This window comes from Paenibacillus sp. MMS20-IR301 (assembly GCF_032302195.1).
In the GTDB taxonomy this organism is placed as follows: Bacteria; Bacillota; Bacilli; order Paenibacillales; family Paenibacillaceae; genus Paenibacillus_AQ.
In genome coordinates, this window is the sequence record NZ_CP135275.1 from 50,186 (window position 1) to 67,770 (window position 17,585).

16 protein-coding genes are annotated in these 17,585 nt (G+C 53.6%); 14 read left to right on the forward strand and 2 right to left on the reverse strand.

The genetic code is table 11. The annotated features are described in order from the left end of the window. The first annotated feature begins 22 nt into the window (after positions 1 to 22). The 4 genes from LOS79_RS00185 to holA all read left to right on the forward strand — a co-directional run bounded on the left by LOS79_RS00185 (position 23) and on the right by holA (position 3,650). The gene (locus LOS79_RS00185) at positions 23 to 283 is read left to right on the forward strand and encodes a hypothetical protein (RefSeq protein WP_315415417.1); all 261 of its coding nucleotides are present in this window, start codon (positions 23 to 25) and stop codon (positions 281 to 283) included. Between the two features lie 260 nt (positions 284 to 543). After that, positions 544 to 1,095 (forward strand): RNA polymerase sigma factor, encoded by a 552-nt coding sequence (locus tag LOS79_RS00190; protein WP_315415418.1) that lies wholly within the window; start codon positions 544 to 546, stop codon positions 1,093 to 1,095. Then, entirely contained in the window at positions 1,092 to 2,303 is a 1,212-nt protein-coding gene (locus LOS79_RS00195) for an anti-sigma factor family protein (RefSeq protein WP_315415419.1), read from the forward strand. Before LOS79_RS00190 ends, LOS79_RS00195 begins: the two co-directional genes overlap by 4 nt. Positions 2,304 to 2,630: 327 nt before the next feature. After that, the gene (gene holA, locus LOS79_RS00200; RefSeq protein WP_315415420.1) at positions 2,631 to 3,650 is read left to right on the forward strand and encodes a DNA polymerase III subunit delta; all 1,020 of its coding nucleotides are present in this window, start codon (positions 2,631 to 2,633) and stop codon (positions 3,648 to 3,650) included. A 163-nt stretch (positions 3,651 to 3,813) separates the two neighbouring features. Here holA and rpsT read toward each other — a convergent pair whose 3' ends face one another. After that, positions 3,814 to 4,086, reverse strand: coding sequence for a 30S ribosomal protein S20 (gene rpsT, locus LOS79_RS00205; RefSeq protein WP_315415421.1), 273 nt, complete (start codon positions 4,084 to 4,086; stop codon positions 3,814 to 3,816). Between the two features lie 180 nt (positions 4,087 to 4,266). On the opposite strand from rpsT, the gene gpr reads away from it, so the two are divergent. From gpr to LOS79_RS00235, 6 genes are all read left to right on the forward strand, one after another. Continuing rightward, positions 4,267 to 5,277 carry a GPR endopeptidase gene (gpr, locus tag LOS79_RS00210; protein ID WP_315415422.1) on the forward strand — a complete coding sequence of 337 codons (1,011 nt, stop codon included), beginning with the start codon at positions 4,267 to 4,269 and terminating at the stop codon, positions 5,275 to 5,277. 235 nt (positions 5,278 to 5,512) lie between these two features. Continuing rightward, complete coding sequence (locus LOS79_RS00215) at positions 5,513 to 6,853, forward strand: stage II sporulation protein P (RefSeq protein WP_315415424.1); 1,341 nt, start codon at positions 5,513 to 5,515, stop codon at positions 6,851 to 6,853. 21 nt (positions 6,854 to 6,874) lie between these two features. Then, a complete protein-coding gene (locus LOS79_RS00220; RefSeq protein WP_315415425.1) occupies positions 6,875 to 7,393 on the forward strand; it encodes a hypothetical protein in 519 nt (172 codons plus the stop codon). Between the two features lie 294 nt (positions 7,394 to 7,687). After that, positions 7,688 to 9,502, forward strand: a complete 1,815-nt coding sequence (gene lepA, locus LOS79_RS00225; RefSeq protein ID WP_315415427.1) for a translation elongation factor 4 — start codon at positions 7,688 to 7,690, stop codon at positions 9,500 to 9,502. 158 nt (positions 9,503 to 9,660) lie between these two features. Next, entirely contained in the window at positions 9,661 to 10,833 is a 1,173-nt protein-coding gene (gene hemW, locus LOS79_RS00230) for a radical SAM family heme chaperone HemW (RefSeq protein WP_315415428.1), read from the forward strand. A 92-nt stretch (positions 10,834 to 10,925) separates the two neighbouring features. Beyond that, a complete protein-coding gene (locus tag LOS79_RS00235; RefSeq protein ID WP_315422581.1) occupies positions 10,926 to 11,417 on the forward strand; it encodes an N-acetyltransferase in 492 nt (163 codons plus the stop codon). Positions 11,418 to 11,715: 298 nt separating this feature from the next. Here LOS79_RS00235 and LOS79_RS00240 read toward each other — a convergent pair whose 3' ends face one another. Beyond that, complete coding sequence (locus LOS79_RS00240) at positions 11,716 to 12,426, reverse strand: hypothetical protein (protein WP_315415429.1); 711 nt, start codon at positions 12,424 to 12,426, stop codon at positions 11,716 to 11,718. A 216-nt stretch (positions 12,427 to 12,642) separates the two neighbouring features. Here LOS79_RS00240 and hrcA point away from each other — a divergent pair, with 216 nt between their 5' ends. From hrcA to dnaJ, 4 genes are all read left to right on the forward strand, one after another. Continuing rightward, positions 12,643 to 13,674, forward strand: a complete 1,032-nt coding sequence (gene hrcA, locus LOS79_RS00245) for a heat-inducible transcriptional repressor HrcA (protein WP_315415430.1) — start codon at positions 12,643 to 12,645, stop codon at positions 13,672 to 13,674. A 49-nt stretch (positions 13,675 to 13,723) separates the two neighbouring features. Next, complete coding sequence (gene grpE / locus LOS79_RS00250; RefSeq protein ID WP_315415431.1) at positions 13,724 to 14,308, forward strand: nucleotide exchange factor GrpE; 585 nt, start codon at positions 13,724 to 13,726, stop codon at positions 14,306 to 14,308. Between the two features lie 106 nt (positions 14,309 to 14,414). Beyond that, positions 14,415 to 16,262, forward strand: a complete 1,848-nt coding sequence (gene dnaK / locus LOS79_RS00255; RefSeq protein ID WP_315415432.1) for a molecular chaperone DnaK — start codon at positions 14,415 to 14,417, stop codon at positions 16,260 to 16,262. 114 nt (positions 16,263 to 16,376) lie between these two features. Next, positions 16,377 to 17,501: a molecular chaperone DnaJ gene (gene dnaJ / locus LOS79_RS00260; protein WP_315415433.1), complete on the forward strand. Its 1,125-nt coding sequence runs from the start codon at positions 16,377 to 16,379 to the stop codon at positions 17,499 to 17,501. Positions 17,502 to 17,585 lie beyond the last annotated feature (84 nt).

A 17,585-nucleotide genomic window follows, 5' to 3' on the forward strand; every position in this document is an offset into this window, starting at 1 on the left:
AGTTTTCCTGAAAGGTGATGCCATGTCCGGCGACGACATCCGCAGTAAGCTGCACCCGACATTAATTGAAGAAGAAGCTGATTATGTGGAGATTCTATCCGCAGTTCGCGGCTGCAGAGTGACGGCGGGAGCGGTCTACAAGCTGCACCGGAATTACAATCATCCGCAACTTTTTGAGCAGGGCGAAGTATATGTGCTTGATGATGATTCCAGAGAGAATTATGCGGTCCTGATGCTGTGCGCGACGAGGCTCTACAGGCTGAAGGAGCAATTCTATTCGTAGCACGGCTGCAGCGCGGGCAGTCTGATTTCATGTCATTTTTGTAACAAACTTCTATAAAAGAGTATTTGAAGATTAGTCGCTTCCCTTGTATGCTTAGTAAGGATTATGGACCTGTCTGCGGCAGCCGCAGAATCCGGGAGTATGATCCTGAATTATGGCATAATTAGCCATGTCTGCTATTCTAAAAATATTGATTACAGGCTTGCAACAAATCCGCAGTCTTGCGCGTCAGTAAGATTGCATAGAGAGGGGGAACCTTCGTGGTGGAGCAGGGACTCATCAGAGCCGCTCAAGCGGGCGATCGCGACGCTCTAATCACCCTATTGCGAGAAATTGAAGGACATGTGTATAAGACAGCCTTCTACATTCTGCATAATGAACAGGATGCTCTGGATGCCTCCCAGGAAGCATTGATCCGGGTGTACACCAAGATCGGCTCCTATGAGGAGAAGGCTCAGTTCAAAACATGGGTTCAGCGTATTGTAACGAACATATGTATAGACAAATTCCGGAGAACGAAGCCGACGGTGTCTATCGATGAGCATGAAATGGTGTTCCAGGATAACAAGCATAATGTCGAGCGTGAAGTGATGTCCGGGTATTTGGCAGAGGATATACGCGAGGCGATAGATCAGCTTCCGGAGCATCACCGGACGGTTATTGTGCTCCGTTACTTACAGGATTTTTCTTACAACGAGATTGCAGACAGTCTGGATTTGCCTCTGAACACGGTGAAATCTTACCTGTTCCGGGCACGGCAGCAGCTGCAGAATAGACTTCAGGAGTATCAGAAAGGTGGTGTGTCAGGATGAAATGCGCGGAGGTGATGGAATGGATGCACCGCTATATAGATCATGATCTCAGTCAGGATGAATCGCTTGAAATGTTCCGTCATATTGATAATTGTCCTTCCTGCGCGGAAGTCTTTGACCGGCTGACGATGCTCTCCCGGCAACTGGAGGAGCTGCCGGATGTGAAGCCCCCCTTCAGTCTGGTCGACTCAATCCTGCCGCAGCTTGAGGAGCTGGACCGCGGCGGCCGGGAAGAGCCTGTTGCAGCGGTAGCTGAAGAATCAAAGGTTATCCCGTTTGCACGCAAAAATACCCACGGCAAGAAGCCGAAGGGGTCTTCATTAGCAACACGGACAGGCATCGGCGCAGCGGCGGCAGCGGTGATCCTGCTGTTCGCCATATTCAAAATGCCTGGCACTATGCCTGCGGCTGATATGGGTCAGGCGCTGACTTCATCGGCAAATGAAGCCAGCAGCAGAATGATGAATGAGTCTGCGGATACTGCTGCCCCGGCAGCAGCGGGCCAGAACAGCGGCGAGGCAGGCAGTCCTGAAGTGTTCTTCACGGAGCAGACCCCGGCTGCTGCAGATACGGCGCCTGCAGAATTGAACAATACTGTGCCTGCTGACGGAGAGTCTGCCGGAAATTCGGCTCCCGAAGATCCCGGTCCGGTGATGGGCAAGCAATCTCCGGCAGCGGATGCTGTCCCGGGCAAGCGTAATGTGACGTCACCGCCGCCGGCGGCCGCTGGTGGCGGCAATAACAATAGCGCTGCTGACAGCCCGGCGGACAGCCAGATCTTCAGTGCTAAGATAGAGGAAGGAACTGCGGCGGACACGGCGCTTCCTGAAGAAGGGGCTGTAGAGCCGGGGGCGATGGGCCTGCTGCCCGCCCTGACAGCTTCCCAGCCTTCCTGGCCATCCCCTGACGGGCGTTATGCCGCAGAGCTGGCCGGCCAGCAGCTGGTAATATACAGCAGCGATCCGGCGGGCAGCGGGGAGCAGGAGCGTACCGCAGTGACGTCGCTCCCGCTCGAAGGAACCTTTGTCTCCGGGGAATGGTCGGCGGACGGCAGCGGGTTCACCTATGTGACACAGCTGCAGGATGGCACACAGGTGTCGAAGGTATACGCGGCTCCGGCAGTAACTGCTTCCCCGGCCCCTTCGGCTTCAGCGGTGCCGGAGTCCAGCGCGGGCAGTACGCCTGATGCGGCGGCGGCCCCCAAATAACTCCTTGTACCCCCGGGCCTAAGAATCATTCTTAAGTTCAGCAGAGATAACTGGAACTTTTTGTTCAGCTGCGGAATATGCTAGGGTAGAGGACAGGAATTACAGGTTTTGCGAGAACCATCGGTATGACCGCCGGATGGAAAGTTTCTAGAGCTTCTCCTTCCGTCGTTTATATAGATGCGCCGCTGAAACGGAGCAACATTGGCCCTGGCTGCCAAGGTTGCTCCGTTTTTGCATTTTGGATACCTATGTTTGCGGGCATTTTTTTGTTAAAATGTATGAACGTATGTGCAGTACGCAATTAAGCAATGAAAAGGAAGTGGCGGGATGGATGCCAAAACGGCGGCCAAAGACATCAAACAAGGGAAGATTTCACCGCTGTATGTCCTGTATGGCAGTGAGAAGTTCCGGATGAATGAATTCACGGCCATGCTGGAGGATCACCTGATAGCCAAAGAGGATCGTGATTTCGCGGTCATCCCCTTCGATCTGTCCGAAACACCGGTGCAGGCCGTGGTTGAAGAAGCGGAGACGGTTCCGTTTATGGTGGAGCGCAAGCTGCTGCTGGTCCGGGATGCGGCCCTGTTCACGGCGGGCAAGGAGAGTAACAAGATCGAACACCGGGTAGAGCTGCTGAGCGATTATATGCAGCATCCTGCCGAGTTCAGCGTAATTGTATTTATGGTGAACAACGACAAGCTGGATGAACGCAAAAAAATCGTCAAGGCGGCCAAAGCCTATGGGACCGTACTGGCCTTTAATCCGCTGGGCGCGGAAGAATTGCTCCGCTGGGTAGAGAAGGGCTTCCGTGACCGCGGCTGCAGCGCCGCGCCGGGAACGGCTGAGGTGCTGATCGCAAATGCCGGAACCGGACTGCAGGGCCTGTCAGCAGAGATGGACAAGCTGTGCCTATTCGCCGGGAGCGGCGGCAGGGTGGATGCAGCGGCTGTCGAGAGCCTGGTCCACCGCGGCACGGAGCAGAATGTGTTCACGCTGGTGGAGGATATTGCCAATCTCCGCCTCGATAAAGCGCTGAATACATTGTACGAACTGCTTAAGCAGCGCGAAGAGCCAATCAAGATTGCTGCGCTGATTGCCCGGCAGTTCAGAATCATCCTGCAGGTGAAGGATTTATCCGGGCTGAGCTATTCGCAGGGCCAGATTGCCTCCCAGCTGGGACTGCATCCTTATGCAGTCAAGCTTGCGGGGGAGCAGGCCCATAAATTCGGCAGCCAGCGGCTGAGGCAGATTCTCAGCATTCTGGCAGATCTGGACTATCAAATGAAGACAGGGGCAATTGATAAGGTGCTGGGGCTTGAGCTGTTTATGCTGCGGCTTGGGGCATAATAATCCGAAGGATATAATCTGAGAGGCAGAATCAAGAGCCTGTCCGCTTACGCAGTTTTGCAGCGGGCAGGCTCTTGCGCTATTCAAGTACACAAAAAAACCCAACCGTATGTAGCATAGCGGTCAGGTTCTTCAAGTGCTCGTTATGATTGTAGCTCTTGGCTTAGGCTTGAGCCTTCAGAGCGTTCAATTTCTTAGCCAAGCGGGATTTTTTGCGGGCAGCCGCATTTTTATGAACCAGGCCTTTAGTTACAGCCTTGTCCAGCTTCTTGGAAGCAGCTTGGAAAGCAGCTTGAGCAGTTTCAACTTCCGTTCCTGTCAGTGCTACATCAGCAGTTTTCACAGCTGTACGAAGCGCGGACTTCTGGGAAGCGTTCAGTGCACGGCGTTTCTCGATCGTCTTGACGCGTTTAACCGCGGATTTGATATTTGGCATTGCATTCACCTCCTGAAAGACATTCGAAATCATCAAATGATTCACAACTTAAAATAGTTTAGCATGAAGGATAGCAAAAAGCAACACTAAAAGCTTTCAAAACAGCATGCCCGGATTTGTATAAACGGCGGCTTTCTCTCGCACACTATCGGCATTATGCAAAAGGAGGCTGATCTAATAATGGAACTGGATCTTCAGCTGTATTCGGTACGTACGGACTTGGCGGTAGAAGCGAAGGAAATGGCGGAGGGACGCACTAAGGCACCGATTCCCGGGGTAAAGGAAGAGGTAGAAGAGGCGGACGGAATCAAAGTAACCCGGCTTGCTGTAGCTGACAATGCCGGTTCCCAGGCCATCGGACGGGCTATCGGCAATTATGTGACTCTGGAGGTACCGGCGCTGCGGGGAGGGGATACGGGGCTGCAGCAGAAGGTATCCGTCGTGCTAGCCCGTGAATTCGAGCAGTTCCTGGACCGAATCGGCATTAACCGGAATTCATCCGTGCTGATTGTGGGACTAGGCAACTGGAATGTAACGCCGGATTCGCTCGGACCGCTGGTTGTGGAGAATGCCCTGATTACCCGGCAGTTCTATGAGCTGGTTCCTGATCAGGTCTCCCCCGGCTACCGGAATGTCAGTGCGATTGCCCCGGGTGTGCTTGGTCTGACCGGGATTGAATCCAGTGAGGTTGTGCAGGGGATTGTGGACCGTACGAAGCCGGATCTCATTATAGCCATTGATGCGCTGGCCTCCCGCTCCCTCGAAAGAATCAATACAACGATTCAGATTGCCGACATCGGTATCCATCCCGGCTCAGGCATCGGCAACAAGCGCCGCGGACTGACCAAGGAAGTGCTCGGCGTTCCCTGCATTGCAATTGGGGTGCCTACCGTCTGCTATGCCTCAACGATTGTCAACAATGTGCTGGAGATGATGAGGAATCATTTCGGGCAGATGGAAGGCGGCGGTGCCCATACCAAAGAGATCATGGGGCTGCTTGACGATATCTCGGAGCAGGAGCGGCTGGCGCTGGTCAAGGAAGTGCTTGAACCGCTCGGGCACGATCTGATCGTTACCCCGAAGGAAATTGATGAATTTATTGAAGAGATCGCCAACATTGTCGCCAGCGGGCTCAATGCTGCACTGCATGAAGCGGTTGATCCGGGCAATGTCGGAGCGTATACACACTGATCCGGATGTGTCTGGAACAGAATTGAATTGTAAATGACAAGTAAACCGGCCCGCGCAGTCTGCCCTAACGGCGGCTCTGTCTGCGGGTCTTTTGGTTATGCCTGCCCCCTCTCTCTGAATCTCTCTTCTCTTTGTGCCAGCCTCTTCTCTCATTCTGTAGTTCTAGCATTGCCCATCTGCTCATAGATTTGAAGTATGAGAGATTACAGAGGGCTTAGAGGAGGACTTAACAATCATGAATAGTAAATGGTTTCAGCTGTGGAATATCGGGCGGCTGCGGGGAAAGCTGCTGGATATTCTGTCGCTGGGAAGAACGATGCTGCTGCTGGCCGGAGGTTCACTTGTCTTGTTCATGCTGCTTGGAGCCGGCGGATTGGCCGGACAGAAGCTGAACCCTTCACCCATTCCCTCAATGAAAGGCCTGGCTGCTTCCCTGTCCAGCGGATTTTTTATGGAGCTGCTGGGGATGGAGGTGCCGCATTTGCCCCAGGGCAAGGAGACTTCCGCATTCTCCGGTGAAAAGGTAACCTCCTTCGTATTCCGGCTGCTTACCAGTGTTGATCCGGGCGACCCGAAGAGTCTGGTCTCGCGCGAGATGCCCGGCCTGGCCGCAGATGAAGCCTTCCTGCTGCGTGAAGGCTCGGGCGGCACAGCCGGTGCACCTGCCGACTATCATCCCGGTGTGAATGAAACGGCTGAGGCAGATGCGGCAGCTGATCCCGGACCGGAGCATGGCGGAGAAGGGACGGCGGAAGGTGCAGATGATCCTGGTACCGGAGGGGAGAACGGTCCTGCGGGCGGGACTGATACCGTGCAGCCGGAGGCTACACCTGCCCCGGACCCGGCCGCAACAGAGGATAACGGAGATGATACCGGCAGCGGACCGGAGAGCAGCACTGCAGACACTTCAATTAAACGGATTCTAATCTACCATTCCCATCCCCGTGAAGCCTATAACCCGCTGCTGAGCGCCCAGAGCGATAACCCGAGCTCGGCGGTTCCTTCCAAAAATGTAATGCTGGTAGGCTCATATATTACGAAGCGGCTGGAGGCGCGCGGAATCGGGGCGGTACATGCCCAGGAGGATTTCGCAACCGAGGTGGCGGATTATAACTGGAATTTCTCGTATAAATATTCCCGCATTATGGTTAAGGCGGCGATGGCGGCCAATCAGGAGATGACGGAGCTGATCGATATCCACCGTGATTCGCAGCGGCACGGCAAAACAACCGCCGAAATTAACGGACAAAATTATGCCCAGGTGTACTTCATCCTCGGTCATGCCAATAAAAACTGGAAGCAGAACGAAGCCTTCGCGAACCAGATTCATCAGCTGCTTGAGAAAAAATATCCGGGAGTCTCCCGCGGAATATGGGGGAAATCCTCCGGAAATGGGAATAATGGCGAGTATAACCAGTCCCTTTCACCGAACAGCGTATTAATTGAGGTAGGCGGAATCGACAATACAGCGGAAGAGCTGAAGCGGACGGCGGATATACTGGCAGATGCCATTGCAGAGGTGTACTGGAATAATCATGATGCGGAGCAAGCGGCAGCGCCTGAGACAGTTAATTAACCTGGAAAAGGAGCGGGGAGCATGACACGGTTCGGTAAAAAGCTGATCATGGTCGGAATCTGGGCGGGAGTGGGCATATTAGTAGGGATGCAGTTCGGCGGCGGCGGATCGGGGACCTCTGCTGTGCTGCCCGGCTGGAACGGGATTGCCGTGAATACGGCAAATTCCGCAGGAGGAGGGCAGCTGCAGACCGGGCAGACCGGCGGCACAGCAGGAGCCGCGTCATTGCCGTCTGCCGGCACCGTCCAGGGCGGGCAGACGTATGTCTATGTGCCGGTGGCCGTAGACCCGGCCACCGGTGCCTACAAGCTGCTGCCGGTCCAGCAGCCCGCGGCAGATGCGTCTGCCGGCGGGAGCGGGACTCTCCGGCAGCAGGAGGTTCAGGACTACGCTGCGCTGAGTCCTGAACAGATTCTCATCCCGGACGAGCAGAAGCCTACCGTGGATGTGCTTGCGGATAAGACTGCAGGCCTGCTGCAGCAGGCCTCGCAGAAGAGTATCCGCTGGGTAGTCTCGCTGTTCGATTCCTCCGGGGAATAACAGCGTGCCCAATTGCACTTGAGTGGTTCAGGAAGTTGGAGCAGCGGCTGCCGCCGGGTGAATGCGGCGGCTGTTTCTGCTGTAAGAGAATGTGTTTCGGGATCCACGCAAAGTACCTGGGTAAGCTTCAAAGCCAAAGCGCCACTTTGTGGGGGGGGGATTTTACTGCTTATGCGGGCATTTTACGGCGCCTCCGGCGATTTCTTTGTTTTCCGGCAGCCGGCGGGATTGATGGCCGGAGCCCGTACTGTTATAATAAGTGGATTAACATTAGGCTGTCTGTGGGGGTAAGGAATGACTGACGTTCAGAAAAGACAACAACAAATCCGCAATTTCTCGATTATTGCACATATAGACCATGGTAAATCGACACTGGCCGACCGTATTCTTGAATATACGGGGGCACTCAGCTCACGTGAAATGCAGGAGCAGGTGCTTGACCAGATGGATCTTGAGCGTGAACGCGGGATCACCATTAAGCTGCAGGCTGTACGCCTCACTTATAAGGCTGACGACGGGCAGGAATACATCCTGAACCTGATTGACACACCGGGACATGTCGATTTCACCTATGAGGTCTCCCGCAGCCTTGCCGCCTGTGAGGGTGCGCTGCTGGTAGTGGATGCGGCGCAGGGTATTGAAGCCCAGACGCTTGCTAACGTATACCTGGCACTGGATAACAATCTCGAGATTCTGCCGGTCATCAACAAAATCGATCTGCCGAGTGCAGACCCCGAGCGGGTCAAGCAGGAGATCGAGGATGTCATCGGTCTCGATGCCAGCGAAGCGGTGCTTGCCTCCGCCAAAGCCGGTATCGGCATTAAGGAGATTCTGGAGCAGGTGGTTAAGCAGGTGCCTGCACCGACCGGTAATTCGGCAGAGCCGCTGAAGGCGCTGATATTTGACTCCCACTATGACCCGTACAAAGGCGTTATCGTCTATGTCCGTGTAATGGACGGAAGCATCCGCGCCGGTTCGAAGATCAAGATGATGGCAACCGACAAAGTGTTCGATGTTATCGAAGTCGGCGCCTTCATGCCGCGCATGAGTATCGTGAACGAGCTGAATATCGGGGATGTCGGCTTCATCGTAGCCGGAATCAAGCATGTCGGGGATACCCGTGTCGGGGATACGGTAACGGATGCGAAGAATCCGACACCGGCGCCGCTGCCGGGCTACCGCAAGATTAACCCGATGGTATACTGCGGTCTGTATCCGATCGAAACCTCGGACTACAATGACCTGCGTGAAGCACTGGAGAAGCTGCAGCTGAATGATGCCTCGCTAAGCTTCGAGCCGGAAAGCTCAAGCGCCCTGGGCTTCGGCTTCCGCTGCGGATTCCTCGGCCTGCTGCACATGGAGATTATACAGGAGCGGATTGAGCGCGAGTTCAACCTGCCGCTGATTACAACAGCGCCAAGCGTAATCTACCGGATTATGCTGACGAACGGCGAAATGCTGCAGATTGACAACCCGTCGCACTATCCGGAGATTGGTACGATTGATTATGTAGAGGAGCCTTATGTGAAGGCCGGTGTTATTGTTCCGAATGATTATGTCGGTACGGTAATGGAGCTGTGCCAGAACAAACGCGGTGAATTCGTTAATATGGAGTATCTGGACAGCAACCGGGTAACCATTACTTACGAAATTCCGCTCTCGGAAATCGTCTATGACTTCTTCGACCAGCTGAAATCCGGAACGAAGGGTTATGCTTCCTTCGATTATGAGATTTCCGGCTACCGCCAGTCCAACCTGGTGAAGATGGATATTCTCCTGAACGGCGAGCAGGTCGATGCGCTGTCGTTCATCGTGCATCGTGACCGTGCCTACAACCGCGGCCGGATCATCTGTGAGAAGCTGCGCGGCATTATTCCGCGCCAGATGTTCGAGGTGCCGATCCAGGCATCCGTCGGCACGAAGGTGGTTGCGCGTGAGACCGTTAAGGCGATGCGCAAGAACGTCCTTGCCAAATGCTACGGCGGTGATATTTCGCGTAAGCGGAAGCTGCTGGAGAAGCAGAAGGAAGGGAAGAAGCGCATGAAGCAGGTCGGCAGCGTAGAGGTACCGCAGGAAGCGTTCATGGCGGTTCTGAAGATTGACGAGTAATTTTTGTTTTAACATTTAACAACACTCAATATATTCCACTATTTCTCGCAGAAACGGGTGCCGTCCTAAGCAGGATGGCGCATCCGTTTCTTCTTGCTTTTAAAGCCAAAGCCGTTTCAGCGGGAAATAGTAGGATAAGTTGAACAAAGGAGACAGCTATGAACAAAGTGAACAATGGCCGTCCCCCTGAGGCCGTATATATTCATATCCCGTTTTGCACTAACAAGTGCTTCTATTGTGATTTCAATTCATATGTTCTGAAGGATCAGCCGGTGATGGAGTATCTCTATGCGCTGGACCGCGAGATGGAGCTGACGGTAAAGAACACGCCTCCTGGCGTGATTAAGACTATTTTTGTCGGCGGGGGAACGCCTACCGTGCTGAAGCCGGATGAGATGGCGTATTTCCTGCAATCGGTGCGCAGGCATTTCCCGCAGTGGGATGAGAACATTGAGTTCTCGATGGAAGCGAACCCCGGCACTACGGATATAGACAAGCTTCGGGTAATGAAGGAAGGCGGCGTTAACCGGGTCAGCTTCGGGGTGCAGGCGTTCCAGAATGAGCTGCTGAGCGGAATCGGCCGGATTCATAATGTGGATGATGTGTACCGCAGCCTGGAGAATGCCCGCGCTGTCGGCCTTACCAATCTGTCGGTCGATCTGATGTTCGGCCTGCCGAACCAGACGGTGGATATGCTGAGAGAGAGCATCGCCAAGGCGCTTGAGCTGGATCTGCCCCACTATTCCATCTACAGCCTGAAGGTAGAGGAGAATACGCTGTTCCATACCCTGTTTAATAAAAACAAGCTGCCGCTCCCGAGCGAAGAGGATGAGCTGGCAATGTATCTGCTGCTGATGGAGACTATGGAGGCTGCGGGTTATACACAGTATGAGATCAGCAACTTCGCCAAGCCGGGACTGGAGAGCCGCCACAATATTACGTACTGGCGCAACGAGGACTATTACGGGCTGGGTGCCGGGGCACACGGATATGTAGGCCGGCAGCGGCATATGAATATCAAGGGGGTTAACCCCTATAATGAGGCTTCGCGCAGCGGGCTGCCGCGTCTGGACAGCTTTGAGATCTCTGAGCAGGAAGCGATGGAGGACTTCATGATGGTCGGCCTGCGGATGCGTGAAGGGGTCTCGGATACAGCCTTCCGTGCGCAGTTCGGAAAACCGATTACGGATATTTTTGGCGCCTCGCTGCATAAATTACTTACGGCCGGCCTGCTGGAGCAGGAGGGCGGCAACTACCGTCTGAGCAAGCAGGGAATCCTGTTTGGCAACGATGTTTTTGCTGAATTTGTCGGCGCTTTGACAGAGGTTTAATTTTTAAATACCCCTTGAATTGTAATTCACCTTGATGTATATTTATTCATATTAATAACAAGGGGTGAGTCAAGGTGCTTGTCAAAACGGAAATGTTCCGCCAGGCATCTCCTGAGGGAGATCAGCAAGTAATATGCAGAAATGCAACGGTAGAGGATGTTGAGCCGCTGTATCTGATGATAGAGGAGTATGCCCAGCGCGGTATTATGCTGCCCCGTTCCAGGCAGGCACTGACCCGCCAGATCGACCAGTTCGTCATTGCCGAAATCGGCGGCCGGTTTGTCGGCTGCGGCTCCCTGTTCAGACTGGGAAATGACCTCGTTGAGGTGCGCTCTATCGGCCTGCGTGATGAAGGCAAGGGCAAAGGTGTAGGTTCGATGATTCTGGAGAAGCTGACCGAAGAAGCGAGACGGCAGAAGATTCCGAAGATTATGGCTTTGACCTATGCGGTGGATTTCTTCCTCCGGAACGGCTTTGACGTGGTGGAGAAGGAGATTTTTCCGGAGAAGGTCTGGACCGATTGTGTGCACTGCAAGAAGCAGCATGCCTGCGATGAAATCGCCGTGCTGAAGAGACTGGATTAATCCGGAAGCCACAGGTTCTGCGGCAACCTATATAAATAAGAAACCACTGCCCTGCGGATCGGAAGCTCCGGGGTCAGTGGTTTTTTGCGCGCGAATACGAGGATGCTACACTTCACTCTATGTATGAATAGTTGGATGTTGGGCTGCAGTTGCCGCAAGAATATCCCGATGAGAAATCCTGCACATAATACAACACTTATCTCATTATCCTGGTCATAATCCAAAATTGTTGTACAAAAAGCATCCAAGTTGTATAGCGTACAACAATTCCGCTTCGCACACACATGCGGTTGACCGTTTACCTGGCATAAATCAGCTTACGCTGCTGCTCAACCAGCTCGGCCAGCCCGGGTGTGGCATAGGCAGACGGCTGGAACGAAGGGAACATTGTATTATAGGTAACTCTTCTCGTGGACCCGTCTTTCATTTCGATCTCCAGCCAGTATTTGTCGCCCACCCAGCTTTTTGTCTGCCTGGACAGCTCATCGAACGGGATGTATGCAAGCTCCGGGAACTCCCGGATGAATATGGCATTAGCTTCAGGTGTGAAGTCCATCAGGTCCGAGCCGTCATTGCCGCTGATGAATCGGACGGTTTCGATTTTGCCGGCTACATCCAGCAGATCGTTAAGGGTCTTGGCTGCAGGATTGCTGCTCGCCTCGTATAGCCTGTCCCCGGCCCAGATTCTTGCTGAAGTTTTATATCCCTTTACTTCGTATAGCTGTGTACCTGTCTTCAGATTCGTGGCATCCCCATCCCGGAGCTCGTGGCGGGGGCAGGTGTGCTCGGATTTGCTGTAGGTAATTTCGCCGATCGCCGCTCCTTTACCCAGCCCGCTGAGATTACTGTCCGAATCGCCATAATACAGGACGCCGTCCCATTGCAGGATTGGGGCGTAATCCACATCGTCAAAATAACAGGTGTCCAGTGCTAATTTGCCCGCACAGCCTGTAAGCAGCAGCGCACCTAGTACCACTGATAATATGGCGCCAATCCAGGATTTTATCATGTGCATTTCATCACCCCATGTCTTATTGACGACAGAGCGGATGAATGGTTGCGGTTAAAATGTTAAAAGATGGGTTTATCTTGAAATAGGCCGGATCAAGATGCCGATCTGACTTGACAATGCGGAGGTCTGTTTGGTATTTTTGTATTAGTGGTTAGCACTCATCTGACTAGAGTGCTAACGAATCGGAGCCACAGCCGGATAGGAGGGAATAACATGTTAACTGAACGCCAGAGAATGATCCTGAATGCCATCGTAGACGATTATATTTCTTCCGCTGAGCCGGTAGGCTCGCGCAGTATTTCTAAGCGGGGGGATGTGGGCTACAGTCCCGCAACGATCCGCAACGAAATGGCCGATCTGGAGGACCTCGGGTACCTGGAGCAGCCGCATACTTCGGCAGGGAGAATACCTTCCCATAAGGGCTACCGCTATTATGTGGATCATCTGGTACCGTGGAATTCCGCCGAAACAGCCGAACTGGGCACGATCCGCGCTTTTTTTGCCGAGAAGCTTAATGCGACAGAGCAGGTCATCCAGCATGCGGCAATGATACTTTCCAATATGACGAATTATACTTCCATCCTACTGGGTCCGGAGGTTTTTCATACATCATTGCGCCATTTCCAGCTGCTGCCGCTCGATGACAACACCGCTGTGGCGATTATCGTCACCAGCACCGGGCAGGTGGAGAACAAGACTGTAACCCTTCCCCCGGATATTTCCGTCTCCGAGATGGAGAAGGTTGTCAATCTGCTGAACAGCAAACTGAAGAACGTACCGCTCTATAAGCTGAAGAGCCAGCTCTATTCGGAGCTGGGTGAAGAAATGCAGCGTCACATCTCCCACTATGAAGAATTAATGCAGGTGCTGGATACGGCGCTTGAAAGCGACCAGGAACAGCGCATCTATCTCAGCGGTGCAACGAATATGCTGACCCAGCCGGAGTTCAAGGACGTCGACAAGGTGAAGAATATTCTCGATCTGCTGGAAGAGACGCCGACCCTGCTCAAGATGCTGACCCCGGCCAGCGGGGGAACAGGGATGCAGGTGCGTATCGGTACAGAGAATAAGCATGAGGCCTTTGCGAACTGCAGTCTGATTACCGCCACGTATTCGCTCGACGGGAAGGCGCTTGGAAGCATCGGCATCCTCGGTCCGACCCGGATGGAGTACGCGCGGGTAATGGGTATTCTGGGCATTTTGTCCCGGGATTTGACAGCCATGCTGGCACACTGGTATAAGTGAACAGAGCGTAATTGATTATCGTGAATGAGGAAAGGGAGGTGAAGACAACTTGAAAGAGGAAGAGGTTCAGGATCTGAATGAAATGAATGACCCCTCGTTGAATGAAACCCAGGCGGCAGATGAAGCTGCAGAAGCCGGCGGCTCATTCACGGCTGAAGAGGCCGGCGGGTCGGCTTCAGTTGGCGGAGAGGATTACAAGAAGCTTCAGGAGCTTGCGGATGAGCATCAGGCGCGCGCGCTGCGTGTACAGGCAGATTACGATAACTTCCGCCGCCGCACCCAGAAGGAAAAGGAAGAGCTGGCCCAATATGCGACATCTAAGCTCGTAACCGAATTGCTTCCGGTTCTGGATAATTTCGAGCGTGCCCTGGCTACATCTCCGGGAGGCCCGGAATCCGAGGCATTCAGCAAAGGCGTTAACATGATTTTCCGGCAGCTGGACGGGGTATTGAAAGCTCAAGGACTTGCAGCCATGGAAACGGTAGGACAGCCTTTTAACCCTGAATATCATCAGGCGATCATGCAGGTGGAGAGCGAGGAGCACGAGGAAGGCATCGTGACGGAAGAGGTCCAGAAGGGCTATCTCCTGAAGGATAAGGTTCTTCGTCCGGCCATGGTCAAAGTCAGCATGTAGTTCTGTCTATATAAGCACAGACAATGGATTGAAGTAAGTTTGCAGCATAATAATATCAATGGCTGGAGCCCCGGGCTTCACCTTATTTCTGAGGAGGCAAATTACAGTGAGTAAAGTTATCGGTATTGACCTTGGAACCACCAACTCTTGCGTTGCCGTTATGGAAGGCGGCGAAGCCGTCGTTATCCCGAATCCGGAAGGCGCGCGTACAACCCCTTCGGTTGTAGGCTTCAAGAAAGACGGCGAGCGTATCGTCGGCGAAACAGCTAAACGCCAGGCTATTACGAACCCTGACCGTACCATCGCTTCCATCAAGCGCCACATGGGTACAAGCCACAAAGAAAGCATTGACGGCAAAGACTACTCCGCACAGGAAATTTCGGCAATGATTCTTCAGAAGCTGAAATCCGATGCTGAAGCATACCTGGGCCAGACAGTAACCCAGGCCGTTATTACGGTTCCTGCATATTTTAATGACAGTCAGCGTCAGGCTACCAAGGATGCAGGCAAGATTGCCGGCCTTGAAGTTCTGCGTATTGTCAACGAGCCTACAGCAGCAGCACTTGCTTACGGCCTGGAGAAATCCGAAGATCAGACTATCCTGGTCTATGACCTTGGCGGCGGTACATTCGACGTATCGATCCTTGAACTGGGCGACGGCTTCTTCGAAGTTAAGGCTACCAGCGGTGACAACCGTCTGGGCGGTGATGATTTTGACCAATTGGTTATGGATTATCTTGTAGCTGAATTCAAGAAAGAGCAGGGCATTGACCTGAGCAAGGACAAAGCGGCTGTACAACGTCTGAAGGATGCAGCGGAAAAAGCGAAAAAAGAATTGTCCGGTGTATTGACAACTACTGTATCGCTGCCGTTCATCACCGTTGTTGACGGAGTTCCACAGCACTTGGAGGTTAACCTGACCCGTGCCAAGTTCGACGAGCTGACTGCATCCCTGGTAGAGCGTACACTGGGACCTACACGTCAAGCGCTGAGCGATGCCGGCATGACGCCTGCTGATCTGAACAGAATCGTGCTGGTTGGCGGTTCCACCCGTATTCCTGCCGTACAGGATGCCATCAAGAAGCTTACAGGCAAAGAGCCGCACAAAGGCGTTAACCCGGATGAAGTAGTAGCCCTTGGTGCTGCTGTTCAAGCGGGCGTACTGACTGGTGATGTTAAAGACGTGGTATTGCTCGACGTAACTCCGCTGTCCCTCGGTATTGAAACTGCAGGCGGCGTATTCACGAAGATGATCGAGCGCAACACTACGATTCCTACAAGCAAATCACAGGTATTCTCAACCTTCGCTGACAGCCAGCCAAGCGTGGAAATTCACGTACTGCAGGGTGAGCGTCAGATGGCGAACGGCAACAAGACACTTGGACGCTTCATGCTGAACGAGATTCCGCCGGCACCGCGCGGTGTTCCGCAGATCGAAGTTACCTTCGACATCGATGCCAACGGTATCGTTAACGTATCTGCTACAGATAAAGGCACGAACAAGAGCCAGAAGATCACCATCACTTCTTCCAGCGGCCTGAGCGATGCTGAAGTAGAACAAATGATGAAGGATGCCGAGCTGCACGCTGAGGAAGACCGCAAGCGTAAAGAACTGGTTGAAGCGAAGAACGGTGCTGACCAGCTCGTCTACTCCACTGACAAAGTAATCAAAGATCTTGGCGACAAGGTTGATGCTTCCGAGATCGACAAAGCAAATGAAGCCAAAGAGAAAGTCAAGGCTGCGCTGGAAACTGACAACCTGGAAGAAATCACAGCGGCTACAGAAGCGCTGAACGAGATCGTACAGCAGTTGTCCGTGAAGCTGTATGAGCAGGCTGCACAGGCTGAGCAAGGCGCTGAAGCCGGCCAGGGAGCCCCTGAAGGCAATGCGAAGAAAGACAACGTAGTCGACGCTGACTATGAAGTTGTTGACGACGAGAAGAATCAAGGGTAACCTTAAACGATAAGTTTAAATTTTGGTGAGAGGGGAAGGTCAAAACCGGGGCATCCCGTGTTTTGGCTTTCCTTTTAAAATGTAAAGAATTATGGGTTGACGGAGGTGAAAGCAGTGGCAGATAAACGTGATTATTATGAGGTTCTGGGTCTCGGAAGAGATGCATCAGACGATGAAGTGAAGAAAGCGTACCGCAAGCTGGCGCGCCAGTACCATCCGGACGTAAATAAGGCGAGCGATGCGGAAGCAAAGTTCAAAGAGGTCAAGGAAGCTTATGATGTCCTCAGTGACGGGCAGCAGCGGGCTCGGTATGACCAATACGGTCATATTGACCCTAACCAGGGTATGGGCGGCGGCTTTGGCGGCGGCGGGGGAGATTTCGGCGGACTTGGCGATATCTTCGATATGTTCTTCGGCGGCGGCGGACGGCGTGATCCGAATGCACCGCAGCGCGGCGGCGATTTGCAGTACACAATGACCATTGAGTTCAAGGAAGCGGTGTTCGGCAAGGAAACTGATATTACCATTCCGCGCACAGAAACCTGTGATACCTGCTTCGGCTCCGGTGCTAAGGCAGGAACGAAGCCGGAGACCTGTTCCGTCTGCCACGGCAGCGGCCAGCAGGAGTTCGTGCAGAATACACCGCTTGGACAGATGCGTAACCGCCGTCCCTGCTCGCATTGCAGCGGCACAGGCAAAATCATCAAGGAAAAATGTACCACGTGCGCCGGCCAGGGTAAGGTTAAACGGCAGCGCAAAATCCATGTACGCATTCCCGCAGGTGTGGATGACGGCGCGCAGCTGCGCATGACCGGCGAAGGGGAAGGCGGTACACGCGGCGGCCCGGCAGGAGATCTGTACATTGTAATCCGTGTGAAGGACCATGATTTCTTCGAGCGTGAGAACAATGATATTATGTGCGAGGTTCCGCTGACATTTGCCCAGGCGGCCCTTGGCGATGAGATTGAAATCCCGACCCTGACGGAGAAAGTAAAACTCAAAATTCCGGCAGGCACCCAGACCGGCACCTTCTTCCGCCTCAAAGGCAAAGGGGTTCCGCATTTGCGCGGAAATGGCGTCGGCGACCAGCATGTACGGGTTATCGTCGTTACCCCGAGCAAGCTTAGCGAAGAGCAGAAGGATCTGCTGCGCCAGTTCGCTTCGCACAACGGTGAGAACACCCACGAACAGGAGCAGTCCTTCTTCGACCGCGTGAAACGCGCGTTCCGCGGGGACTGAACTTATTAAGCTCATTCAGTAACGGCTGATGTAAGCCGCATAGCAGCGCCCGCCCCCGGTAATCTGGAGGCGGGCGTTTGTGTT